This is a genomic window from Flavobacterium glycines (genome assembly GCF_900100165.1).
Taxonomy (GTDB): domain Bacteria; phylum Bacteroidota; class Bacteroidia; order Flavobacteriales; family Flavobacteriaceae; genus Flavobacterium; species Flavobacterium glycines.
The window spans coordinates 1182083-1203721 of sequence record NZ_FNEO01000001.1 but is presented as its reverse complement, the minus strand read 5'-3'; the positions used below and the strand labels follow the sequence as shown (position 1 = coordinate 1203721).

At 33.4% G+C, this 21639-nt stretch carries 25 protein-coding genes; 13 read left to right on the top strand and 12 right to left on the bottom strand.

The genetic code is table 11. The annotated features are described in order from the left end of the window. The first annotated feature begins 22 nt into the window (after positions 1-22). From BLR17_RS04840 to BLR17_RS04815, 6 genes are all read left to right on the top strand, one after another. The gene (locus BLR17_RS04840) at positions 23-604 is read left to right on the top strand and encodes a thiamine phosphate synthase (protein ID WP_066327185.1); all 582 of its coding nucleotides are present in this window, start codon (positions 23-25) and stop codon (positions 602-604) included. Next, a complete protein-coding gene (locus BLR17_RS04835; RefSeq protein WP_066327188.1) occupies positions 577-1332 on the top strand; it encodes a hydroxymethylpyrimidine/phosphomethylpyrimidine kinase in 756 nt (251 codons plus the stop codon). Before BLR17_RS04840 ends, BLR17_RS04835 begins: the two co-directional genes overlap by 28 nt. Continuing rightward, the gene (locus tag BLR17_RS04830; protein WP_066327190.1) at positions 1325-1957 is read left to right on the top strand and encodes a thiamine phosphate synthase; all 633 of its coding nucleotides are present in this window, start codon (positions 1325-1327) and stop codon (positions 1955-1957) included. The genes BLR17_RS04835 and BLR17_RS04830 overlap by 8 nt, the downstream gene beginning before the upstream one ends. Next, complete coding sequence (locus BLR17_RS04825; protein WP_066327199.1) at positions 1944-2714, top strand: thiazole synthase; 771 nt, start codon at positions 1944-1946, stop codon at positions 2712-2714. The genes BLR17_RS04830 and BLR17_RS04825 overlap by 14 nt, the downstream gene beginning before the upstream one ends. A 97-nt stretch (positions 2715-2811) precedes the next feature. Continuing rightward, complete coding sequence (gene thiH / locus BLR17_RS04820; RefSeq protein ID WP_066327202.1) at positions 2812-3924, top strand: 2-iminoacetate synthase ThiH; 1113 nt, start codon at positions 2812-2814, stop codon at positions 3922-3924. Between the two features lie 70 nt (positions 3925-3994). Further along, positions 3995-4705 carry a HesA/MoeB/ThiF family protein gene (locus tag BLR17_RS04815; protein ID WP_066327204.1) on the top strand — a complete coding sequence of 237 codons (711 nt, stop codon included), beginning with the start codon at positions 3995-3997 and terminating at the stop codon, positions 4703-4705. Positions 4706-4782: 77 nt separating this feature from the next. On the opposite strand, the gene aat is transcribed toward BLR17_RS04815, so the two are convergent. Together aat and BLR17_RS04805 are read right to left on the bottom strand one after the other, a co-directional pair. Continuing rightward, positions 4783-5424, bottom strand: coding sequence for a leucyl/phenylalanyl-tRNA--protein transferase (gene aat, locus BLR17_RS04810; protein WP_066327207.1), 642 nt, complete (start codon positions 5422-5424; stop codon positions 4783-4785). A gap of 105 nt (positions 5425-5529) precedes the next feature. Then, a complete protein-coding gene (locus BLR17_RS04805; protein WP_066327210.1) occupies positions 5530-5901 on the bottom strand; it encodes a DUF3127 domain-containing protein in 372 nt (123 codons plus the stop codon). A gap of 343 nt (positions 5902-6244) precedes the next feature. On the opposite strand from BLR17_RS04805, the gene BLR17_RS04800 reads away from it, so the two are divergent. Further along, positions 6245-7393, top strand: coding sequence for a sensor histidine kinase (locus BLR17_RS04800; RefSeq protein WP_066327216.1), 1149 nt, complete (start codon positions 6245-6247; stop codon positions 7391-7393). 3 nt (positions 7394-7396) lie between these two features. Here the strand turns inward: BLR17_RS04800 and BLR17_RS04795 are convergent, their stop codons facing one another. The 4 genes from BLR17_RS04795 to greA form a co-directional block, all read right to left on the bottom strand. Then, positions 7397-8584, bottom strand: coding sequence for a transglutaminase domain-containing protein (locus BLR17_RS04795; RefSeq protein WP_066327217.1), 1188 nt, complete (start codon positions 8582-8584; stop codon positions 7397-7399). Between the two features lie 73 nt (positions 8585-8657). Next, positions 8658-9830, bottom strand: a complete 1173-nt coding sequence (locus BLR17_RS04790; RefSeq protein WP_066327219.1) for a transglutaminase domain-containing protein — start codon at positions 9828-9830, stop codon at positions 8658-8660. A 65-nt stretch (positions 9831-9895) separates the two neighbouring features. Continuing rightward, positions 9896-10285: an HIT family protein gene (locus BLR17_RS04785; protein WP_066327221.1), complete on the bottom strand. Its 390-nt coding sequence runs from the start codon at positions 10283-10285 to the stop codon at positions 9896-9898. Between the two features lie 65 nt (positions 10286-10350). After that, positions 10351-10827: a transcription elongation factor GreA gene (gene greA / locus BLR17_RS04780; RefSeq protein WP_066327224.1), complete on the bottom strand. Its 477-nt coding sequence runs from the start codon at positions 10825-10827 to the stop codon at positions 10351-10353. A gap of 162 nt (positions 10828-10989) precedes the next feature. Here greA and BLR17_RS04775 point away from each other — a divergent pair, with 162 nt between their 5' ends. Continuing rightward, positions 10990-11409, top strand: coding sequence for a Rieske (2Fe-2S) protein (locus BLR17_RS04775; protein WP_066327226.1), 420 nt, complete (start codon positions 10990-10992; stop codon positions 11407-11409). A 60-nt stretch (positions 11410-11469) separates the two neighbouring features. Here the strand turns inward: BLR17_RS04775 and BLR17_RS04770 are convergent, their stop codons facing one another. The 5 genes from BLR17_RS04770 to BLR17_RS04750 all read right to left on the bottom strand — a co-directional run bounded on the left by BLR17_RS04770 (position 11470) and on the right by BLR17_RS04750 (position 17378). Beyond that, positions 11470-13689, bottom strand: coding sequence for a TonB-dependent receptor (locus tag BLR17_RS04770; protein ID WP_066327228.1), 2220 nt, complete (start codon positions 13687-13689; stop codon positions 11470-11472). A 250-nt stretch (positions 13690-13939) separates the two neighbouring features. Then, positions 13940-14344 (bottom strand): alternative ribosome rescue aminoacyl-tRNA hydrolase ArfB, encoded by a 405-nt coding sequence (gene arfB / locus BLR17_RS04765; protein WP_066327229.1) that lies wholly within the window; start codon positions 14342-14344, stop codon positions 13940-13942. Between the two features lie 2 nt (positions 14345-14346). After that, entirely contained in the window at positions 14347-15966 is a 1620-nt protein-coding gene (locus BLR17_RS04760; protein WP_083189294.1) for a DUF4301 family protein, read from the bottom strand. Positions 15967-16004: 38 nt separating this feature from the next. After that, a complete protein-coding gene (pnuC, locus tag BLR17_RS04755; RefSeq protein ID WP_066327233.1) occupies positions 16005-16649 on the bottom strand; it encodes a nicotinamide riboside transporter PnuC in 645 nt (214 codons plus the stop codon). Continuing rightward, positions 16650-17378 carry a phosphoglycerol geranylgeranyltransferase gene (locus BLR17_RS04750; protein WP_066327236.1) on the bottom strand — a complete coding sequence of 243 codons (729 nt, stop codon included), beginning with the start codon at positions 17376-17378 and terminating at the stop codon, positions 16650-16652. A gap of 83 nt (positions 17379-17461) precedes the next feature. Between BLR17_RS04750 and BLR17_RS04745 the strand changes: the two genes are divergently transcribed. From BLR17_RS04745 to BLR17_RS04735, 3 genes are all read left to right on the top strand, one after another. Then, on the top strand, positions 17462-18058 hold the full coding sequence (locus tag BLR17_RS04745) for a Crp/Fnr family transcriptional regulator (protein ID WP_066327239.1): 597 nt from the start codon (positions 17462-17464) through the stop codon (positions 18056-18058). Positions 18059-18132: 74 nt separating this feature from the next. Further along, positions 18133-18414, top strand: a complete 282-nt coding sequence (locus BLR17_RS04740) for a hypothetical protein (protein ID WP_066327244.1) — start codon at positions 18133-18135, stop codon at positions 18412-18414. Beyond that, positions 18415-18807, top strand: coding sequence for a group III truncated hemoglobin (locus tag BLR17_RS04735; protein ID WP_066327246.1), 393 nt, complete (start codon positions 18415-18417; stop codon positions 18805-18807). Position 18808: 1 nt separating this feature from the next. On the opposite strand, the gene BLR17_RS04730 is transcribed toward BLR17_RS04735, so the two are convergent. After that, a complete protein-coding gene (locus tag BLR17_RS04730) occupies positions 18809-19441 on the bottom strand; it encodes a 4'-phosphopantetheinyl transferase family protein (RefSeq protein ID WP_066327249.1) in 633 nt (210 codons plus the stop codon). A gap of 250 nt (positions 19442-19691) precedes the next feature. Between BLR17_RS04730 and ahcY the strand changes: the two genes are divergently transcribed. Together ahcY and BLR17_RS04720 are read left to right on the top strand one after the other, a co-directional pair. Further along, entirely contained in the window at positions 19692-21008 is a 1317-nt protein-coding gene (gene ahcY / locus BLR17_RS04725) for an adenosylhomocysteinase (RefSeq protein ID WP_066327252.1), read from the top strand. Between the two features lie 130 nt (positions 21009-21138). Next, on the top strand, positions 21139-21639 hold the full coding sequence (locus BLR17_RS04720) for a hypothetical protein (RefSeq protein ID WP_066327254.1): 501 nt from the start codon (positions 21139-21141) through the stop codon (positions 21637-21639).

Sequence of the window (21639 nt, the reverse complement as noted above, 5' to 3'; positions counted from 1 at the left end):
TTCTATAATCTAATATTTAAAAATGATTGTTATTTCCAATCCAACTGCGGTAGCAAATGAAATCAAGCTCATCCATTCTCTTTTTGAGGGAGGCATGGATTTGTTTCATGTTCGAAAGCCCAGCTTTTCTGAAACAGAAATGAAAGCTTTTGTAACTGCAATTGAATTGGAATGTAGAAATCGGTTGGTTTTACACAATTACCATCATTTGACTGAAGAATTTGGAATAAATCGGATTCACTTTTCTTCAACAAACAGACCTGATAACTTTCAAAAAACTGAAGGTTTTACAGTATCTACTTCGACACATTCCATCGAAGAATTCAATGCGTTGTCTGAGGATATTGATTATGCTTTTTTGAGTCCGGTATTCAAAAGTATTTCTAAAGAAAATTATGAACCCAATGTAAACTGGTCAACTGAAATAAAAAAGAGAAACAATTTTAAAACAAAACTTATCGGTTTAGGAGGAATAGATGCCGAAAACATCAATCAGGCTTTACAATTTGGCTTTGATGATGTAGCACTTTTAGGAACCATTTGGAAAAGCAATAATCCAATAGAAAATTTCAAATCATGTCAACAAATCGTCCTTTCGTTTTAAGTATTGCGGGCTTTGACCCTTCTGCTGGCGCCGGTGTTTTGGCAGATATCAAAACATTCGAGCAGCTTCGGGTACAAGGTTTTGCTATTAACACCGGTAATACCATTCAAACCGAGAGTAACTTCTTTGAAATGCAATGGACCACAGTTGATTTTGTTTTGCGAAGCATTGAAATATTATTTCAAAAATACACCATAAAAGCAGTAAAAATCGGGATTGTTCCTTCATTAGACTATCTGAAAGAAATTGTTTTTACGATAAAAAAACTTTCACCAACAACGAAAATAGTTTGGGATACCGTATTAAAATCAACAACCGATTTTAGTTTTTTAAACATCAAAAATCAATCTGTTTTGATAGAAATACTCGAACAAATTGATTTGATTACGCCTAATTATAATGAGATTTTACAATTGAATCCAAATGAATCAGAAGCCGGTTTTATTGCTGAAAAACTTGCTGAACATACGGCTGTCTTTTTAAAAGGCGGTCATCGTTTGGAAGCAATTGGTACAGATTATCTGTATACCAAAAATGAGATTCTGAAGTTTTTCCCAAAAGAAACGCAGCTTTCAGAAAAACACGGTTCAGGTTGCGTATTGTCATCCGCAATCACAGCAAATCTGGCTTTAGAACAGGATTTAAAAACAGCCTGTAGCAACGCTAAAAATTATATCGAAAATTACTTAAAATCTAATCCCACCTTAATAGGATACCATTATGTATAGCAGATTACAATATATCTCGCAGGGAAATACCAGCGAAGAACAATTACAAAACATCCGAAAAGCATTGGAAAATGGTTGTAACTGGATTCAGCTTCGTTTTAAAAACAGCAGCCAAATTGAACTTTATGCCCTGGCCGCATCTGTAAAAGAACTATGCGATGTTCATAATGCCGTTTTCATCATTAACGACAATGCAGCATTAGCCAAAGAAATTAATGCCGACGGTGTTCACTTGGGCTTAACCGATATGAAAATTGAAGAAGCACGTGCCATTTTAGGAGAAGATAAAATCATTGGAGGAACTGCTAACACTATTCAAAACGTACTTCAGAGAATCAACGAAAACTGTGATTATATTGGACTTGGCCCTTTTCAATATACCGAAACCAAAGAAAAACTGAGTCCGATTTTAGGCTTACAAGGTTATCATTCAATTACAGAAATCTTAAAAACCCATGGTTTCGATATTCCAATTTATGCTATTGGAGGAATCACCTTAGCAAACATAGACGACTTGATGGAAACCGGAATTCAGGGAATAGCTGTTTCGGGTTTAATCACACACAGTGAGAATTCATCAGTATTAATTAACCAACTTAACGAAAAATTATATGTTACCATTTAATATAGGAGATAAAAGTTTTGAATCCCGTCTGTTTTTAGGAACAGGAAAATTTGGTTCAAATACTCAAATGGAAGAAGCTATTTTGGCTTCAGAATCTGAATTAGTAACAGTAGCTCTAAAACGTGTCGATTTAGAAACCGATACGGATGCAATTTTGTCGCATTTGAAACATCCAAAAATCAATTTATTGCCTAATACTTCGGGAGCAAGAAACGCTAAAGAAGCTGTTTTTGCGGCACAACTGGCCAGAGAAGCTTTGGAAACGAATTGGTTAAAACTGGAAATTCATCCCGACCCAAGGTATTTACTTCCCGATCCAATTGAAACTTTAAAAGCTACAGAAGAATTAGCCAAATTAGGTTTTATCGTTTTACCATACATCCACGCCGATCCTGTTTTATGCAAAAGATTAGAAGATGTAGGAACTTCGGCCGTAATGCCTTTAGGCTCACCAATAGGAAGTAACAAAGGACTAAAAACCATCGATTTTTTAGAAATCATTATAGAGCAATCTAAGGTTCCTGTAATTATTGATGCCGGAATTGGAGCTCCATCGGATGCTGCAAAAGCAATGGAAATGGGTGCCGATGCCGTTTTGGTAAACACCGCTATTGCCGTAGCCGGAAATCCAAAAATGATGGCAGAAGCGTTCAAAGAAGCCGTTATTGCAGGAAGAAAAGCATTTGAAGCTAAACTGGGACAACAATATTCTCAGGCAGTTGCTTCCAGTCCGTTGACTGCATTTTTGTACGAATAATTATTTAACCGCAAAGTACACAAAGGTAAAAAACGCTAAGAGCGCAAAGCCTTTATAATCTTTGCGAAAAAACTTTGCGCTCTTGGCGTTAAAAACTATGAAAACATTCAAATCGGTTTTTGAACAGTACGATTGGAATACAATTCAATCAAAAATATATCAAACCACCTCAAAAGAGGTTGAAGCCAGTCTATCCAAATCCAAACGCAATCTGGACGATTTTTTGGTATTGATTTCTCCTGCTGCACAACCTTATTTGGAGCAAATGGCACAGGAATGTCATGAATTGACCAAGAAACGTTTTGGGAAAACCATCCAAATGTATGCTCCAATGTATTTAAGTAACGAATGCCAAAACATTTGTACTTATTGCGGTTTTAGTCTGGATAATAAAATCAAACGAAAAACACTAACGGCTGAAGAAATTACTTTAGAAGTCGAAGCTTTAAAAACAGCGGGATTTGACCATGTTCTTTTAGTAACAGGTGAGGCTAATTATACCGTAAACATCCACTATTTCCTAAAAGCAATTGAGCAAATCAAAAACGATTTCTCTATTATTTCCGTCGAAGTACAGCCCCTTTCTCAGGAAGAATACGAGCAATTACATGAAGCAGGAGTTTATTCGGTATTAGTATATCAGGAAACTTACCATCAGGAAGTATACAAGCAATACCATACCAAAGGGAAAAAATCCAATTTTAATTTCCGTTTAGAAACTCCGGACCGCATTGGAACTGCAGGCATTCATAAAATCGGGATGGGAGTTTTACTGGGATTAGAAGATTGGCGCACCGATAGTTTTTTCAATGCACTGCATTTGGATTATTTGCAAAAAACCTATTGGAGAACCAAATACTCCGTTTCTTTCCCAAGATTAAGACCGGCTGAAGGCGTTATCGAACCTAATTTTATCATGGACGATAAGGATTTGACCCAATTGATTTGTGCTTACCGTCTTTGGAATGAAGATATAGAGATTTCGTTATCCACACGTGAGAGCGAAAAATTCCGTAATAACATTATCCCGATAGGTATCACAAGTATGAGTGCCGGTTCTAAAACCAATCCGGGAGGTTATGTAGTTGACCCGCAATCATTGGAACAATTTGAAATTAGCGATGAACGTTCGGCAGCGGAAATTGCAAAACTGATTTCCAGTGTCGGATATGAGGCAGTTTGGAAAGACTGGGATAGAAATTATTTTTAAAGTTTCTGAGATACTAAGCCTCTAAGTTTCTTAGCATCTCAGTAACTCAAAGACTTAGATACTTATAAAAATGAGCGTAATACAAGATTTTTTAAGATATAACCGCCAAACGATTTTACCTGAAATTGGCGACGAAGGACAAGCGAAATTAAAAAATGCCAAAGTTTTAGTAATTGGTGCCGGTGGATTAGGCTGTCCTATCTTGCAATACATTGCTACAGCCGGTGTAGGAACTATTGGAATAGTTGATTTTGACAAAATAGAAATTCACAACCTTCATCGTCAAATTTTATATACCGAAGACCAAATAGGTTTATCAAAAGCCGTGACAGCAAAAACAACCATTGAAAAATTAAATCCGTTAATTGCCGTTATCGCTTTCGAAGAAAAACTAACCGCTGAAAATGCTGCCAGAATCATTTCCAATTTTGATATTGTGGTCGATGGTTGCGATAATTTTAGTACGCGCTATTTAGTCAATGATACTTGCGTGACGCTGGGAAAAACTTTGGTTTACGGAAGTATTTTAGGTTTTGAAGGTCAAATAGCTGTTTTCAACCATCAGGGAAGTAAAAATTTACGCGATTTATTTCCTGAACCACCTAATCCTAAAGATGTTCCTAATTGCAGTTTTAACGGCGTTTTAGGAACACTTCCCGGAATGATTGGAACGATGATGGCACACGAAACTTTGAAATTAATAATTGGTTTGCCAAGTTTGAAAAATGAATTGGTTTTGTATAAAACTTTGGACTGGAGTTTTACCAAATTAAATTTTTAGTTTTTGGAACACAGATTGGAGAAATCTTAGAAATTCTCTTTGCGAATCTTTACGAAAAACTTTTGCCAACTTTGCGGTTAAATATCTTTTTTTAGTATCGTCATAAATTCTTCGCGTTCAATTTCGCGGCAGCCTAAACTTTCCAAATGTTCATTATACACCTGACAATCGAGCAATTTGTAATGCTCTTTTTTTAATTTTTCTACCAAAGCGATAAAAGCAACTTTTGAAGCATTAGAAACCAAAGAAAACATACTTTCTCCGCAAAAAACATGTCCTAAATCAACACCATACAAGCCACCAACTAATTGGTCTTCTTGCCAAACCTCAACTGATTTAGCCATTCCTAAATCATGTAGTTTGCAATAGGCTTCAATCATATCATCGGTTATCCAGGTACCGTTTTGCCCTTCGCGTTTTACTTTTTGACAATTCGAAATGACCTCTCTGAAATTTTGATTGAATGTTACTTTGAATAATTTTCGATTGAGAATATTACGCATGCTTTTAGAAACTATCAATTCATCTAAAAACAAAACCATTCTGGGATTAGGCGACCACCAGGTGATGGGTTCGCCGTCTTCAAACCAGGGAAAAATTCCGCTGTTATAAGCTAATTGCAATCGCTCAGGCGACAAATCGCCTCCTAAGCCAATAATTCCTGAAGAATGGGCTAAATGAACGGGCGGGAAAAATAATTCTTCAGTTAAATAAAACATATTTCAATGGCAATGACAAAATACAATAGCAATTTCAAAAACAAAAAAGTCAGAAATTCAAGTAACCTCAAACTTCTGACTTCTAACTTCTAACTTTTTTAATTCTTAGAACGGTAAATCGTCCGGTTCATCTTCGTTTAAGTTTGTAGCCGGTGCAAAAGCCTGAGCTGAAGGCATTGGAGCTGGAGCTGCAGGAGCTTCGGCAGCTAATCTTTCAATTCTCCATCCCTGGATACTGTTAAAATAACGTGTTTCTCCTTGTGGGTTAACCCACTCTCTTCCTCTTAAATTGATAGAAACTTTTACTGCTTCACCAATATTATAATTACTCAACAAATCACATTTGTCTTGTGTAAATTCAATCATTATATGTTGTGGATATTGCTCCTCGGTTGTTACAACCACTTCTCTTTTTCTAAATGACGCACTAACTTGTTGCTCCGGATTAACAACTTTAATTTTCCCTGTAACTTCCATCTTCGTTATTTTAATTGTTTTTGATTATTATTTTTCCAAAGTACTTTACTATAAAAACACATCCTTTCATCTAAGTATTCTGACTTCTAAACTATTATTATTTTAAAATAATTTGGAAACCAAACTTTTTACAGAAAAACATTTGATTTACAAATATAATAACTTCTTCTATCCGACAACAATCTTTGTTTTACATTTTATACTTTAATTTTTAAATCTTTTGAAACAAGCAGCTTTACCCAGCAGCACATTTACATTCTGTAAAAACAGAACTTACAAAACTTAAAAAAATCAAAATAATACCACATATATTTCGTTATATTTATGCATCAAAATATCACGTATGCAATTTTCTGATAAAAGGAATACCGGACGATGGATTCTCATTTTTGCTTCATTTTTAATCATTTCCTTAATCCTTTGGAATACTTATACTTTTTTTCAAATATTCAAAAATGAAGAGCGTATAAAAATGAATCTTTTGGCCAAAGCCCAAAAAACCCTTATCAATGCCGATGAAAATACCGATGTGGAACTTCCGTTGCAAATTTTTAAAAACAACACTTCCATTCCAGTAATTCTTACCGAAAACGACAGCATTATTAATACAATAAATATTGACGAAGCCATTATAAAAGACAAAGCAAAAGCTCAGGCTTTCCTGAATAATCTAAAAAAAGAAAACGAGCCCATCATTATTGAATATGCCCCAAACAAATTCCAGAAATGGTATTATGGAAATTCGGCTTTATTGAATAAATTAAAATATTACCCCATTGCCTTAGTTTTGATTATTGTTTTATTTTCAGGACTGATTTACTATTTCTACCAAAGCACAAAAATAGGGACACAAAACAAGCTTTGGGCCGGAATGGCCAAGGAAACAGCACATCAGATAGGCACTCCGCTCTCTTCATTAATTGGCTGGGTTGAAATCTTAAAAACGGAAAATATTGACCCAACAACTACTTTGGAAATAGAAAAGGATATTAACCGTTTGCAAACTATTACGGAACGTTTTTCTAAAATTGGTTCCGAACCTGTACTTGAAAAAATTGACATTGTAACCACCACACTTCAAACCTATAATTACCTGCAATCACGGTTTTCTAAACAAATTGAATTTTCTTTTGAAAGTCCAAAATCGGAAATTTACACCCTATTAAACCCAACGCTTCACAGCTGGACAATCGAAAATCTTATCAAAAATGCTATTGATGCCATGAAAGGAAAAGGTAAAATTGCGGTTAACATTGAGGAAAATACCGAAACGGTAAAAATAAATGTAACAGATACCGGAAGCGGCATCCCAAAAAATCAATTTAACACCATTTTTGAACCGGGATTTACCACTAAAAAAAGAGGTTGGGGATTGGGACTTTCGTTAACCAAACGTATTGTAAAAGAATACCACAAAGGCAGTATTAAAGTACTGCATTCAGAAATTGGAAAAGGAACAACGATGCAAATCAGTTTAAAAAAACTAGTCTAGTTTTTAATATCTTGCCTTTACCACTGTCTTATAAAACATCATTTTTCTGGATGAAACCGGCTTAGACAAATAGCTATTTACAAATTGCAAATGCATTTCTGCATTTTCCAGTCTTTTAATTATTGCTTCTTTTAGATTAGTGACATTTGACTTATTAGCAGCACTACTGAGGTTTTTCTCAAAATCTAAAAGCACTTCCCTACATTTGATAAAACTATCCCTTGGTTCCAGAATCTTTCTCTTAATTTCTTCATCTGCAACCGCAGGTTGAAATTGTTTGTTTCTGTAATGAATAAAATCATTTAATAATTGATTAGCTCTGTTAAATTGATCAACAATTTCGCCATATTGCTTTCCTTTTTCTCGTTCACTTTCATTTCTCCAAGCCGTTTTTGCATGTACATAAGCCTGAGAAATATGTTGGTTTTTCATTCCTCCTTTTTCAATTCTTTGAGCTACCTCAAAAAGTTGTTGCAATTTTGATTCATTTTCAAATCTTTCAATTTCTTTGACAAAATCAAATTTTTGTCTTTGGTCATCACCTAAATAAACCCCATCAATAAATTCCTGATTACTTATTGGATAATACTTAAACTGCCATAAATAATCGAATGGCATGTGGGTATTAATCATTATTTCCGGGTCAACTTTAAAATTTTTATCGTCAAGACGTCTGGTAAAAATGCCATTCAAAACAAACCCTGAGCCCCAGGTTGGATCAAACAAATACCATTTGTTATCAATTCTGGCCGCATTCCAGGCATGAGACAAATTATCGACCTTTATTTTGTTCCATTTTGTATATCCCGTAATCACGAACGATTTCACTCCAACCGAATTTGCGAGTTGGTTAAAAATATTCGCATAATCAAAACAAACTCCTTTTTTATCCGTAAATGCCCTTGCTATTCGGTCTTGTAATTTTTCTTCAAATTTTACTTCAAACATATTATCGACATCATAACTAATTGTTTTAGTTGTCCAATAATAAACAGCACGAATTCTGTCCGATTCTGTTTCGAAATTACTCTTTATATATTGGCTAATATCATCCATAGACTGATTATAATCTGCCGGCATCCTATCCATTACAGCATCAATCAAATCATAATTTTTCTGGATTTTCTGTTTCTTTTGAGCCAAAACAGAAAAAGAACAAAGACATAAAAACAATAAAAGAGTAGCTCTCATAAAAACAATTAAAAAACGTTTGTTGCAAACTATCAAATATATAAAATCAAAGAAATTACACCTCAAAAACTATTTAGTTTAATGGAATTCCAAACCAGGATATTTTAGAAAACATCGTTTTTCTAACCAACTTGGATTTACTTAAATACTCTTTCACAAATGAGGCATGTTCATCAGCTAAAATCAAATTTTGAGCAATATTCTTTTTTATCGAATTTATATTAGATGTATTTTCACTTCCTACCATTACCAATTTAAAAATATCATTTTGGCATTTTGCTAATTTCTCTCTTGGAGTCTGAATCATCTGACTGATTTTCTCATCTGAAAAAGCAGGCTTAAATTTATTATTTCGATACATTATAAAATCATTCAACTGCAATACAGCCTCATTAAGTTCGGCTACAATTGTATTGAGTTTATCAACAGCTGCATTTTGCATTACAGCATTCCATTGTTTCTTTTTAAGGTTATAATACTCTAAAATCATAGCATTTTTGAAACCATTTTTCTCTATTCTTGCGGCCGACTCAAACAACTGATCGTTTTCTGATGCATTATCGTAAAGAGCAATCTCTTTCTCAAAATCAAAATATTTCTTGGTTTTATCCAATTGTATCTTCCCTCCGTAAAATTCCGCATTGGTAACAGGATAATTCAAAAATTGCCACATATAATCAAACGGCATATGTGAGGCAATTATTTTAGAAGGCTCTGCTTTAAAATAAAAATTATTCAATTTTCGGATAAACTTTCCGTTCATTATTCCTCCGGCTCCCCAGGTTGGATCAAACACATACCATTTATTTTCAATTTTAGCCGCACACCAGGCGTGAGCAATGGTTGCTATACTTCCATTTTGTTTAGTATAACCTTCGATTATCCTGCACTTAATTCCCATTTTATTTGAAATATCATTAAAAACTTCAGCATAATGAATACAAACCCCTTTCTTAGTTTTTAATGTCTTTTCAATTTTTTCTTGAGGAGATTCTAATTGATTTGGCGCAAACATATTAGGCACATCATAACTTATATTGGTAGCAGTCCAATAAAAAACTGCACGGATTTTCTCGGTATCCGTTTTAAAATTATCCGTTATGAATTTTGCTATTCCAGTTGTTGAAGTACTCCATTCAACTGGAATTTTAGCAATTTTAGTATCAACATCACTATAGGCTGTTTTAGTTTGTGCAACACTTAAAACAGATAATAACAAAAACATACAATATAGAATTTTTCTCATATGGATTAGTTTTTATATAAAAAAACACGAATAAATTCGTGTCTCTTTTTATGATAATAATTTGATTATATATTAGTTCTGATTTCTTCAGCTAACTTTTCAAATTCTTGTTTGGTTAAAGCTGCTTTCTTTTGAAAACGGATATCCTCCATCGTATTTAACGGAATCAAATGAACATGAGCATGAGGCACTTCAATACCTATAACCGAAATTGCAATTCTATTGCAAGGAACTGTTTTTTCAATAGCCTTAGCTACTTTTCTTGAAAACTGCATCAAGCCTAAATACACTTCTTCATCCAAATCAAAAATCTTATCGACCTCTACTTTAGGGATACACAAAGTATGTCCTTTTGCATTGGGATTGATATCCAAAAAAGCGAAATAATTTTCGTCTTCAGCGATCTTGTAACATGGAATTTCTCCGTTTACTATTTTAGTGAATATTGATGCCATGCTGTTTATTTGTTTAATCGTTAAATCGGTTAAACGAATAAACGATTAACCAATTAAACTAAAATTTACTCTCTTGTAATCTCCAGAATTTCGAATTTCAATTTTCCGTTAGGAACTGTAATTTCAGCTACCTCACCTACCGATTTTCCTAATAAGCCTTTTCCAATTGGAGAGGTTACCGAAATCTTTCCTGTTTTCAAATCAGCTTCACTTTCGGCAACTAAGGTATATTTCATTTCCATACCGTTAGCCTGATTTTTAATCTTTACACTTGATAAAACCAAAACTTTGGACAAATCTAATTGAGATTCATCTATTAACCTTGCATTAGCATATAACTCTTCCAATTTAGAAATTTTCATCTCTAATAATCCCTGAGCTTCTTTAGCTGCATCGTATTCTGCATTCTCAGACAAATCTCCTTTATCACGAGCATCAGCAATATCCTGAGATGCTTTTGGACGCATCACCGCTTTTAAATACTCTAACTCTTCCTTTAATTTTTTTAAACCCTCGGCAGTATAATAAGATACGTTACTCATAATTTCATCGTTTATATAAATACAAAAAATCCCATCGCAACGGGATTTCTTGCTACAAATATAGTATATTTTTTAATAGTCAATAATTATATGTTAAGCATATAACATTTCAAATGTAAATAAATTAAATTTGTTTCACTAATTCTTTTATAAAATAAAAACATGAAAAAAATCATTTCGCTTTCACTCCTATGTCTTCTGTTTTTTTCCTGTTCTGATAATGGTTTTAAGAACAATAACCCCTATATCCCAAACTATAATTTTTCCATTACATTTGATTTAAACTACCCTGCTTATTCAAAACTTAATTATGCCAGTAATGCTGTTTACTATGCAGGTCCGGAAGTAGGCCCAAAAGGAATCTATGTGTTTTATACCGGATCAGGTTATAATGCTTTTGATGCAGCCTGTCCTAATCAGGCTCTAAGCAGTTGCTCCACCTTAACGCTTAACGGTATCAATCTTGTCTGCCCTTGTGATAAAGAAGAATACAGTTTGTTTACTGGACAAGGAAAACTACAATATCCTCTAAAACAATACCGAGTAGAGAAAATTGGAAACATACTTCGGGTATACAATTAGAAATTAAAAAGCCTGAGAAATTGAATTTCTCAGGCTTTTTAAATATAAAACTATACGGTATTAAAACTTCAATGTAAGCCCTGCTAAGAAATTAGCACCAGCCTGAGGATAATAATATACATAGCCTCCGCCATAATCAGCACCATTAGAAATGTATTTTCTATTAGCAAAATTATTAGCTAACACACTAATAGTAACCGATTGAAAAACACTTTTCGGAAAAATGGTGTAAGTCGCATTAAAATCATTAATAAAATAATCCGCTAATTTTCCCTGATTATCGTCAATATTATTCATATACTGACTACCCACAAATTTTGATAACAGATTCAATTGTAAATTTTCAATTGGAGAAAACAGGATACTATTCGCAGCAATTAATTTTGGAGAGAAAGCAATATTGGTATTTCCTAAATTTGTCAAACCACTTCCGCTATCCAATACAAAATCGATGTTTTTATTATCACTTAAAGTAAAATTAGGAGCGATTGCCCATTTTTTATCCAATTGGAATTTAGCATCCACTTCTAATCCCAAACGATAACTTTTACCTACGTTTGTTCTAATCGGATTCCCAACATTATCCAATTCACCTGTTAAAACCAACTGGTCTTTGTATTTCATATAAAATCCATTCAGATTGATTTGAGTTTTTGGCGCTACATATCGCCAACCTAATTCAAAATCATTCAATCGTTCCGGTTTTACGCTTCCACCTTCATAATCGGTTCTGTTAGGCTCACGATTGGCACGGGCGTATGAAAAATAAACAGCATTTGCATTATCAACCGTATAAGTTAAACCTGCTTTAGGATTAAAGAAATTAAAATTATCATTCACCAACCCAGTTTCAGGACTGTTAGCTTTATAATGTACATTTCTCAATTGCGCATCAGCGAAAAAGTTCACATTTGTACAAAGTTGGTAATTGATTTTAGCAAAAACATTCACATCATTTTTAGTCGCCATGTTATAATTCATTGGCGTTCCTATTTGACTATTTGATGGATATTGCAACCATAATAATTCGGTAAAATGAGCACCTTCATAACGATTAGCTCCACCTCCAAAAATCACATTTAATTTTTCATCATTATAATTGGCAGAAAAAGTAGCTCCATAAAAATCATTATCTAACCATTTTCTTCTGGTATAATCAGTTGAAGTAATAGTTTGTCCGTCAACCACAATTGGATTTAAACCTAAAAACGAATATTGAGCATCATCAGCATAATACAAATTGGTATATTTCCAATCATCTACATATTCCTCATAATACCCTTTTCCTTTGGTATAATGAAAAGCTAAATTGGTATTCCAACGACTTGAAACTTTTTCATTCCAGTGTAATTGCGCATGATCCTGATTGTAATTATCTACCTGATTTTTATAAAATCCTTCAAAATTTCCTGAATTATCAAATATCTCTCCTACAGAGTTGTACTTTCTATTCGAGGTCATCGTAAACGCATCGATTCCGTTCCAGGATTGATACGTTCTTTCTTTTCCTCCAAAAACCAACGCTTTTATCAAAGTAGTTTTTCCAACGTAAGTTCCCTGTAAAAAATATGATTTCAAATCAGAAGAAGCTCTGTCTACATATCCGTCTGATTTTAAAGTTGATAAACGACCGGCTATTTCAAAATGGTCATTCATTAATCCGGTACTGAACTTCACTGTATGTTTGTGTGAATTAAAGCTTCCGAATGAATTCGAAATTTCACCACTACTCTTTTTGGAATAAGAATCCGTCAACATATTCAAGCTCGCTCCGAAAGCTCCGGATCCGTTTGTTGAAGTTCCTACACCACGTTGCAATTGTAAACTTTGCACCGAAGAAGCAAAATCAGGCATATTTACCCAAAAAGTACCATGACTTTCCGAATCATTATATGGAATTCCATTGATAGTCACATTCACCCTTGTTGCATCACTACCACGTACACGAATGCCTGTGTATCCAAATCCGTTTCCGGCATCTGAAGTTGTCACTACCGACGGCATGTAATTCATCAAAACAGGAATGTCCTGACCTAAATTGCGAGGCGCAATATCTTTTTTGTCTAAATTGCTAAAACTTACCGGCGTTTTTGTAGTAACCCGTACTGCCGAAACCAGGACTACATCTAATTGATTTACTTGAGTACTGTCTTTTTGTTTTTGCTGTGCAAATGAAAAAAAAGTAAAGAAAATAAAAAATAGAGAATAGAAAATTGACTTTTTGTTGCACTTTGCAACTTTGCAACTTTGCAACTTAGTAGCTTGAAAAAAAGTTTTCATCCGTAATTGTTTTACGAATAAAAGGGGGAATTATTCTTTTTGTTAATGTAATAAATAGATTTATTCAACTCATAAACCAATAGTTTTCAATATCGGTTTATCTTATTTCCCTTAGCAACATTACTCGCTCAGGTTCGTTGGGTATGATCTCAGCTCGTTATTTTGAGCACCCCTTTGAGACAGTGCAAAGATAATGTTAAAAATTTCAATTACAAAAATCAACAGTAATTACAAAAATCAAATTTAAAATTCAATCCAAATTTGGTTTTTTACGCGATTGTTTTAAGTCCGAAAGATTCTTTTTGTCTTTAATTCGCTTTTTAATCACTGATTTTGGAACTTTTGTAGCCTTTCTGATTTTAGGAACAATCAGTCCTTTTCTAATCAATTCCAAAAAACGCTTGGTTACAATTTCCTTATTTTTAAGTTGGCTTCGATCTTCATCACAATTTAAAATCAAAATTGAATCTGAAGTTAACCTTGAAGAAAGATTTTTCTCCAGCAATACTTTTTCTTCCTCCGACAAACCCAAAGAATTTTTCAAATCGAATGACAATAACACTTTAGACGAAACCTTATTGACATTTTGCCCTCCGGCTCCACTGCTTCTGACAGCTTTGTATTGTAACTCCGATATGATTTTTTGAATTTCCATTTCTACAACGACTGATGTGCTTCTTTCAATAAATCATTGACCGTTTTCACCGGATTAAAAGTAATCAAAGGCACTTCAACAAAAACAGTTAACCAATTTGCCATAGCTCCGTTCCACAAACCAGGCAACTCATAACCTTTAATATCTTTGCCTAAATGATTTTTCTCTACTATAAAACCAGCATTTTCATCTACAAACTGATGTAAATCAAACTTTTCGTTTTTATAATTTTTGGTTGCACAAACCAAATCTACCGGATTAAAATGCGTGGCATTTGCCATAATTTTAGCCTGTTTTTTATTGGTTAAATCCACTTGCGAAGATTCAACAATTTGTAACGATGCTCCTTTTCCTCCATTTTTCACCCAAAAAGGTCCACCGCCAGGCTCCCCTTCGTTGATTACCATTCCACAAACTCTGATTGGTCTGTTTAGAATATCTCTCAACACCTTTATTTTATTCTCGGAAGTATACAAATCAAAGTCTGCTTTTACAGAAACATTCAATTTATTTTTTAAAAAAACTTTAATCTCATCGATTTGAACATCATTGACATCATATAAATCCATCACATTCAAACAGGCAAAAATTTCCTGCTGTAATTCTAAAAGGATTCCGGATAAGGCTTTCTTATACAGCGCAATGGTTTCGTTATTGTGTAAAATCACATTGTCGATGTTTTTAATAAAAATAACATCTGCGTCCAAACGGTTCAAATTACCAATCAAAGCTCCATGTCCTCCGGGTCTGAAAAGCAGCTTTCCATCTTCAGTTCTGAAAGCTTTGTCATTCATATTAACCGCAATGGTATCCGTACTTTTATCCTGATAAGAATAACTTACCTCAATACTTGTCTGCGTTTCTTTTTCAACATTGGTTTTTACGTCATCAATAATTTTTTCAAATTCAACTTGATGCGATTCTGAAACCGTAAAATGCAAATACGACTTTCCATTTGCACTGGAATAATAACCGCATTCGTACAAATGTTCTTCTATCGGACATGCAATTCTTGTGGCATATTTATGAAAAGGTAAAATCCCTTTTGGTTTGGAAGCAAAATCAAAATACTTTGCATCCAACATGAATTTGATGAAATAATAGTTTTTATAATCACGAGAAAATGAGTCAAAATCTTTAATCTCTTCTTTTAATTTCTCATAAATCATTTCAAAAAAAGGCAGCTTTTCCATTCCTACTATAAAAACAGGCAACTTAGTATCCTTTTTTCTGTTAATATAAGCGTTGATGGTTTCCTTTTCAATATTAAAATCATTCAAAAAAGCAGTCAGGAACTTGAACATTCGGGTTGCAGCTCCTGAAGCTGGAACAAATTTCAACAATTTTAAATTGGATTTATGTTCGTCAAAAAAATGGGCTTTTTCAACAAAATCTTCATTTGCCAATTTCAAAATTCCATTACCAACAGTTGCCGCTTCCAGCAATTCCATCTTAGCAATTCCTTTTTTAAAGATACTAAGTTGTTTTTTGATTGCATCTAATGAAACACCATGTTGATTGATTTGTTGCAAATCCTGTTCTGACAACCCCATACTTTTTATATTTTTTAAATCATCAAAAGATTTTGATTTATCTAATTTTGAAATTTTTATTTCACTCATCTACCCGGAATAAAATATTAAAAAAGGTACTAAACCTATTATTTTAAAACAACTGTCTCTTCAGTCTGTTTTTCTTGATTATCCAATATTTTCTTCCACTCTAAATAACCGTAAACAGCAAGAATTGTAAAAATTAAATACTGCAAACTAGTAAATGTATAACCTTTACAAAAATACAAAGGTATTGAAATGAAATCTCCTACAATCCAAAAAATCCAATTCTCAATCTTTCTTCTTGCCATCAGCCACATTCCAACAAAAAACAACGCTGTCAATAAGGTATCTACATAATTATACCAGTTAATAAATTTATCAAAATACTGATAAACTAAAAACACAAAAATTAAAGTTGAAACAAAAATAACAGCTGCTGTAAGCTTTTCATTTTTTGCGACAATCGAAATAGGAAACTCCACTACATCATCTTTTTTCCTAGTCCAATGGTACCAACCATAAATACTCATAACAAAATAATAAACATTTATCATCGAATCACCCAACAATTCCCATTTCCAAAGCAAATAGGCATAAATAAAAGTACTCACTATCCCTGTTGGAAAAACCAAAATATTATCTTTTTTAGCAAACCACACACTTGCCAATCCAAAAAAAACAGCCACTAATTCCAAAATAATTTCCAAAACAGGATAGCCAGCATATTGGGAGAAAAAAAACGCTATCATTTAGTATTCATTAAAAAAGTCCATATTATTTTCAAAAGCCGTTCCTATAACTACCATATCTGCTCCCGATTGATAGGCTTTTTGAATCCCCAGTCTATCCGTAATTCCACCGCCTACTATAAGAGGAATATCGACATTTTGAGCAACCAAAGCAATCATTTCTAACGGAACCACTTTTTGAGCCCCACTTCCTGCTTCCAGATAAATGAGTTTATTCCCCAACATTTCTCCGGCTAAAGCCGTAGCCACAGCAAAATCGAAATTATCCCTGTCCAAAGGTTTGGTTTGACTCACTCGCTCCACAGCAGTTGCTGCTCCGCTTTCTATTAAAATATATCCTGTAGAAATGATTTCCATTTGAGTCCGTTTTAAAATAGGTGCTGCTTTTACCTGATGCCCTATTAAATAATCCGGATTTCTTCCTGACAATAAAGATAAAAACAAAATGCCATCAGCGTGAGTTGAAATCTGGGAAACATCACCCGGAAAAAGAACCAGCGGCAAGGCACAACTTTGTTTAATTTTCACAATCAAATCATCAAGTATCGAATTCTCAACCAAACTACCACCTATAAAAACATGGGTTGCCGGAGATTGATTTATTTTTAAAATCAAATTATCCAAATTGCTCCAAACAACTTTATCCGGATCTAAAAGAATAGCCAGCAACTTTTGCTTTTCTTTCTTAGCCTTGCATATTTCCTGATATATATTTTGCTCTTTTTTCATGAGAGCGTAAAAGTAAAAAGTTTTTAAACTACAAAGACATATTCAAAACAATTATATTTGTCAACACTCTATACTTACTAATTATGATTGCTATTTCTTTGCTCGAAAAATATGGTGCGATTATAAAAACCTTCAAAAATAGCGACACTATTTTTGAAGAAGGAAAACAGCCTACCCATTATTACCAAATTATTTCAGGCGAAATAAAAATGAACAATTACAACGACGAAGGCAAAGAATTCATTCAGGGTATTTTCTATGAAAACCAGTGTTTTGGTGAACCTCCGCTATTTATCGACCAGGTCTATCCCGCCAATGCGGTAGCTGTAATTGACAGCGAGTTAATTATAATTACAAAAAATAAATTCTTCGAATTATTAGAAAACAATGCTGAGATAAGTTTAAATATCATCAAAAACTTATCCCAAAGACTCTATTACAAATCGGTTATGGCTGCCGAAATTTCTTCGCAGGATCCTGAACACAGAGTACTCAGACTCATTGATTATTCAATAGCACAATTGAATTTTAAAAAAGAGGCTGCCGGATTTTTAATTAATCTAACCCGTCAACAAATAGCCGACCTAACCGGTTTAAGAGTAGAAACCGTTATTAGAGCTATAAAATCACTTGAAAAAAAAGGTGACTTAAAAATAATTAACAGAAAAGTGTACAGATGATTTGATAACATGATTTAAATCATAAAATCCTGCCTAGGTAGCGTTGTAATTTTGTGTTATTAAAATACATCATTATGACACTTTATAACAACACCTTCGAAAAATTTGATACAAATTATTTTGCTTCAGCTACATTAAGCATCTTAGTACAAAGCTGTTTAGGCGGAGCAGCTGCAATGTCAGTATTGGCTAATGGAACTTCGGTTACTCAAATGATTCAACTTATTATTGTGGTTTTTATTAGCATGATAGCCAATACTTCGATTTTAGCACAAATGAAACACAAAGTAGTTTTCAATGCTGTTCTAATAAGTATGATTTCCAGCGTAATCTTTATCATTATAAACAATTTATAAATGAAAAAAGATATTGAAAACAGAGCTGACATATCGGTTTTAATACATCAATTTTATGATAAAATAAGGGCTGATGAAGAAATTAGTCCTTATTTTAACCAACTCATTACCGATTGGGACAGCCATTTAGAAAAACTAACCGACTTTTGGGAAACCAATTTATTTGGCATCCGAAAATACAAAGGCAATCCAATTGATGTACATAATAAAGTGGACGAACATTTTCAGGGTCAAATTAGCGCTAACGAATTTGGAATTTGGTTAAACCATTGGTTTCAAACCTTGGATGAACTTTTTGAAGGAGAAAACGTGACCCTTTTAAAGGAAAGAGCCAGAAGAATGGGAAGTTTTTTTCATATTAACATGTTTAAAAACAGAAGCATTATAACCTAATTTACTTTTCTAAAGCATACACCAGTGTAAATCCCTCTAACTCTTCAAAATAAATTTTGAATTCCTTATTTAAACCTCCAAAATAAAGATGGGCCAGTGTTTCTGTTTGGCTCAAATCGAATGCATTTATAGCAATGTGGTCTCTAAAACTGATTCCTTTCTCGTTTCGAATTTTAAAAATAGCTTCTTTTGCTCCCCATATAACGGTTAATTTCTTAATACATTCTGAAATTTCCTCCCGATTCAAATATTGAAATTCAGCATCACAAAATTTATCAGCAATGCGAATAATCTTTTCTCTTTGCAATTCGATATCAATCCCAACGACCTCATCGCTAATGATTATGGAAGAAAATTGATGCGAATGTGTGATTGAAATATGCTTCCCATCATGTAAATGCGGTTTCCCAAATGCATCATAATACAAATCAAAATCGGTATAGCCTGCCTCTTCCAGAAGTTTACGCACACTGAGAAATCCGCGTTGGTGCATTTCGGATTTCATATTACTAATGCGTTCCTGACAAACAGGATTTAATCGAACTTCACTGAACAACTGCTCATAAGATTCTGTGATTTTCCAAATGTAAATTTGTGTATTGGTATCGAATGGTATTTTCTTGTATAAAGGCATGATGTTATTTACCTGATTTATAGCCCCGGTAGTAGCGGCATCCTTTTACTCCTTTCTTTAAGGAGTAAAAGATAAAGCGGATAACGGGAATAGCTTCTAAAAAACAAATAGCTTAGACTAAAGTAAAATTATTTAGTTAATATTCAAAAGATTAAGACATTAAACATTTCATAAATATTTTAGAAATTAGTTTAATTCTAAAGTTATTGTGTAATTTTGCAAAAAATTTATAATTACAAATATACTATAAATGAGTACTACAACTACGCCTTATGTGGCTTACAAAGTAAAAGATATTTCTCTGGCAGCTTGGGGAAGAAAAGAAATTGAACTTGCTGAAGCCGAAATGCCGGGTTTAATGGCACTTCGCGCAGAATATAAAGACGAACAGCCTCTTAAAGGTGCCCGTATTGCCGGATGTTTACACATGACTATCCAAACTGCAGTTTTAATTGAAACTTTGATAGCTTTAGGAGCTGAAGTTACCTGGTCTTCATGTAACATTTTCTCTACTCAGGATCAGGCTGCTGCTGCTATTGCTGCTGCAGGAATTCAGGTTTATGCCTGGAAAGGTCTTGACGAAGAATCATTTGACTGGTGTATTGAACAAACATTATTCTTTGGTGAAGAAAGAAAACCATTGAACATGATTCTTGATGACGGTGGAGATTTAACAAATATGGTTATCGACCGTTTCCCTGAATTAGTTCCTGGAATCAAAGGATTATCTGAAGAAACTACAACAGGAGTTCACAGATTGTATGAAAGAATGAAAAACGGAACATTGCCAATGCCTGCAATTAACGTAAATGACTCTGTAACTAAATCTAAATTTGACAACAAATACGGATGTAAAGAATCGGCTGTAGATGCGGTACGTCGTGCTACAGATATCATGTTAGCTGGTAAAAGAGTAATTGTTTGTGGATACGGTGACGTAGGTAAAGGAACTGCTGCTTCTTTTAGAGGTGCTGGTTCTATCGTAACTGTTACTGAAATCGACCCAATTTGTGCTTTACAAGCTGCAATGGACGGTTTTGAAGTGAAGAAATTAAACACTGTAATTGCAAATGCTGACATCATCATTACTACTACAGGAAATAAAGATATCGTTCTTGGTGAGCACTTCGAACAAATGAAAGACAAAACTATCGTTTGTAACATCGGACACTTTGATAACGAAATTGACATGGCCTGGTTAAACAAAAACCACGGTGATTCAAAAATCGAAATCAAACCTCAGGTTGACAAATATACTATCAACGGAAAAGATATCATTATCTTGGCTGAAGGTCGTTTAGTAAACTTAGGTTGTGCTACAGGTCACCCATCTTTTGTAATGTCTAACTCTTTCACAAACCAAACTTTGGCTCAAATCGAATTGTGGAAAAACAGTGTTGCTTACAAAAATGAAGTTTATATGTTGCCTAAACATTTAGATGAAAAAGTGGCTAGTTTACACTTGGCTAAATTAGGTGTTGAATTAGAAACTTTACGTCCGGATCAGGCAGCTTACATTGGAGTTGAAGTTGAAGGACCATTCAAACCGGAATATTACAGATATTAGTATTAAGAAATTAGTATCAAGTATTAAGATAGAACCCTTGCAGAAATGTGAGGGTTTTTTGTTATTTAAGATTTTCAAAAGCTCTTAAATCTAAAGCTTAAAAATATGCTATATTTGAATAAAAAAACTTATGAACATTGAAAACAAATACCAAAATATTCCTATTTTATTAGTATTTGCTCTTTTTTATAATGTAATTACATTATTTTTTGTTAATAATATAAATCAAGATAAAAGTAGTTCGTTGGGTTATTTGTTTATTTTTCCTATATTTTGGATTATAGCCGGAATATCAATCGCAATTTATATTCGGACTGATAAAATTAAAATAACTAATTATTTAGAAAAAATAGTTTTAGGTTTTTCAACTCCATTACCATTCTTTATTTTTCATATTATTTGGCATTCTATTTCACCAACCTCACATATTAATTCTTCATCGGAATATGAAAAAAACGGATTAAAATATAAACGAATTGAATATACCTACTCAAATTTGAAACTAGAAAGAAAGGAATATTATATAAATAATGGTTACGATTGGGTAAAAGATAGTATTTGGGAATTTTATTCTAAAGATGGGGCAATTATAAAAAAGGAAAATTATATGAAGAACAAATATCGCAAATAA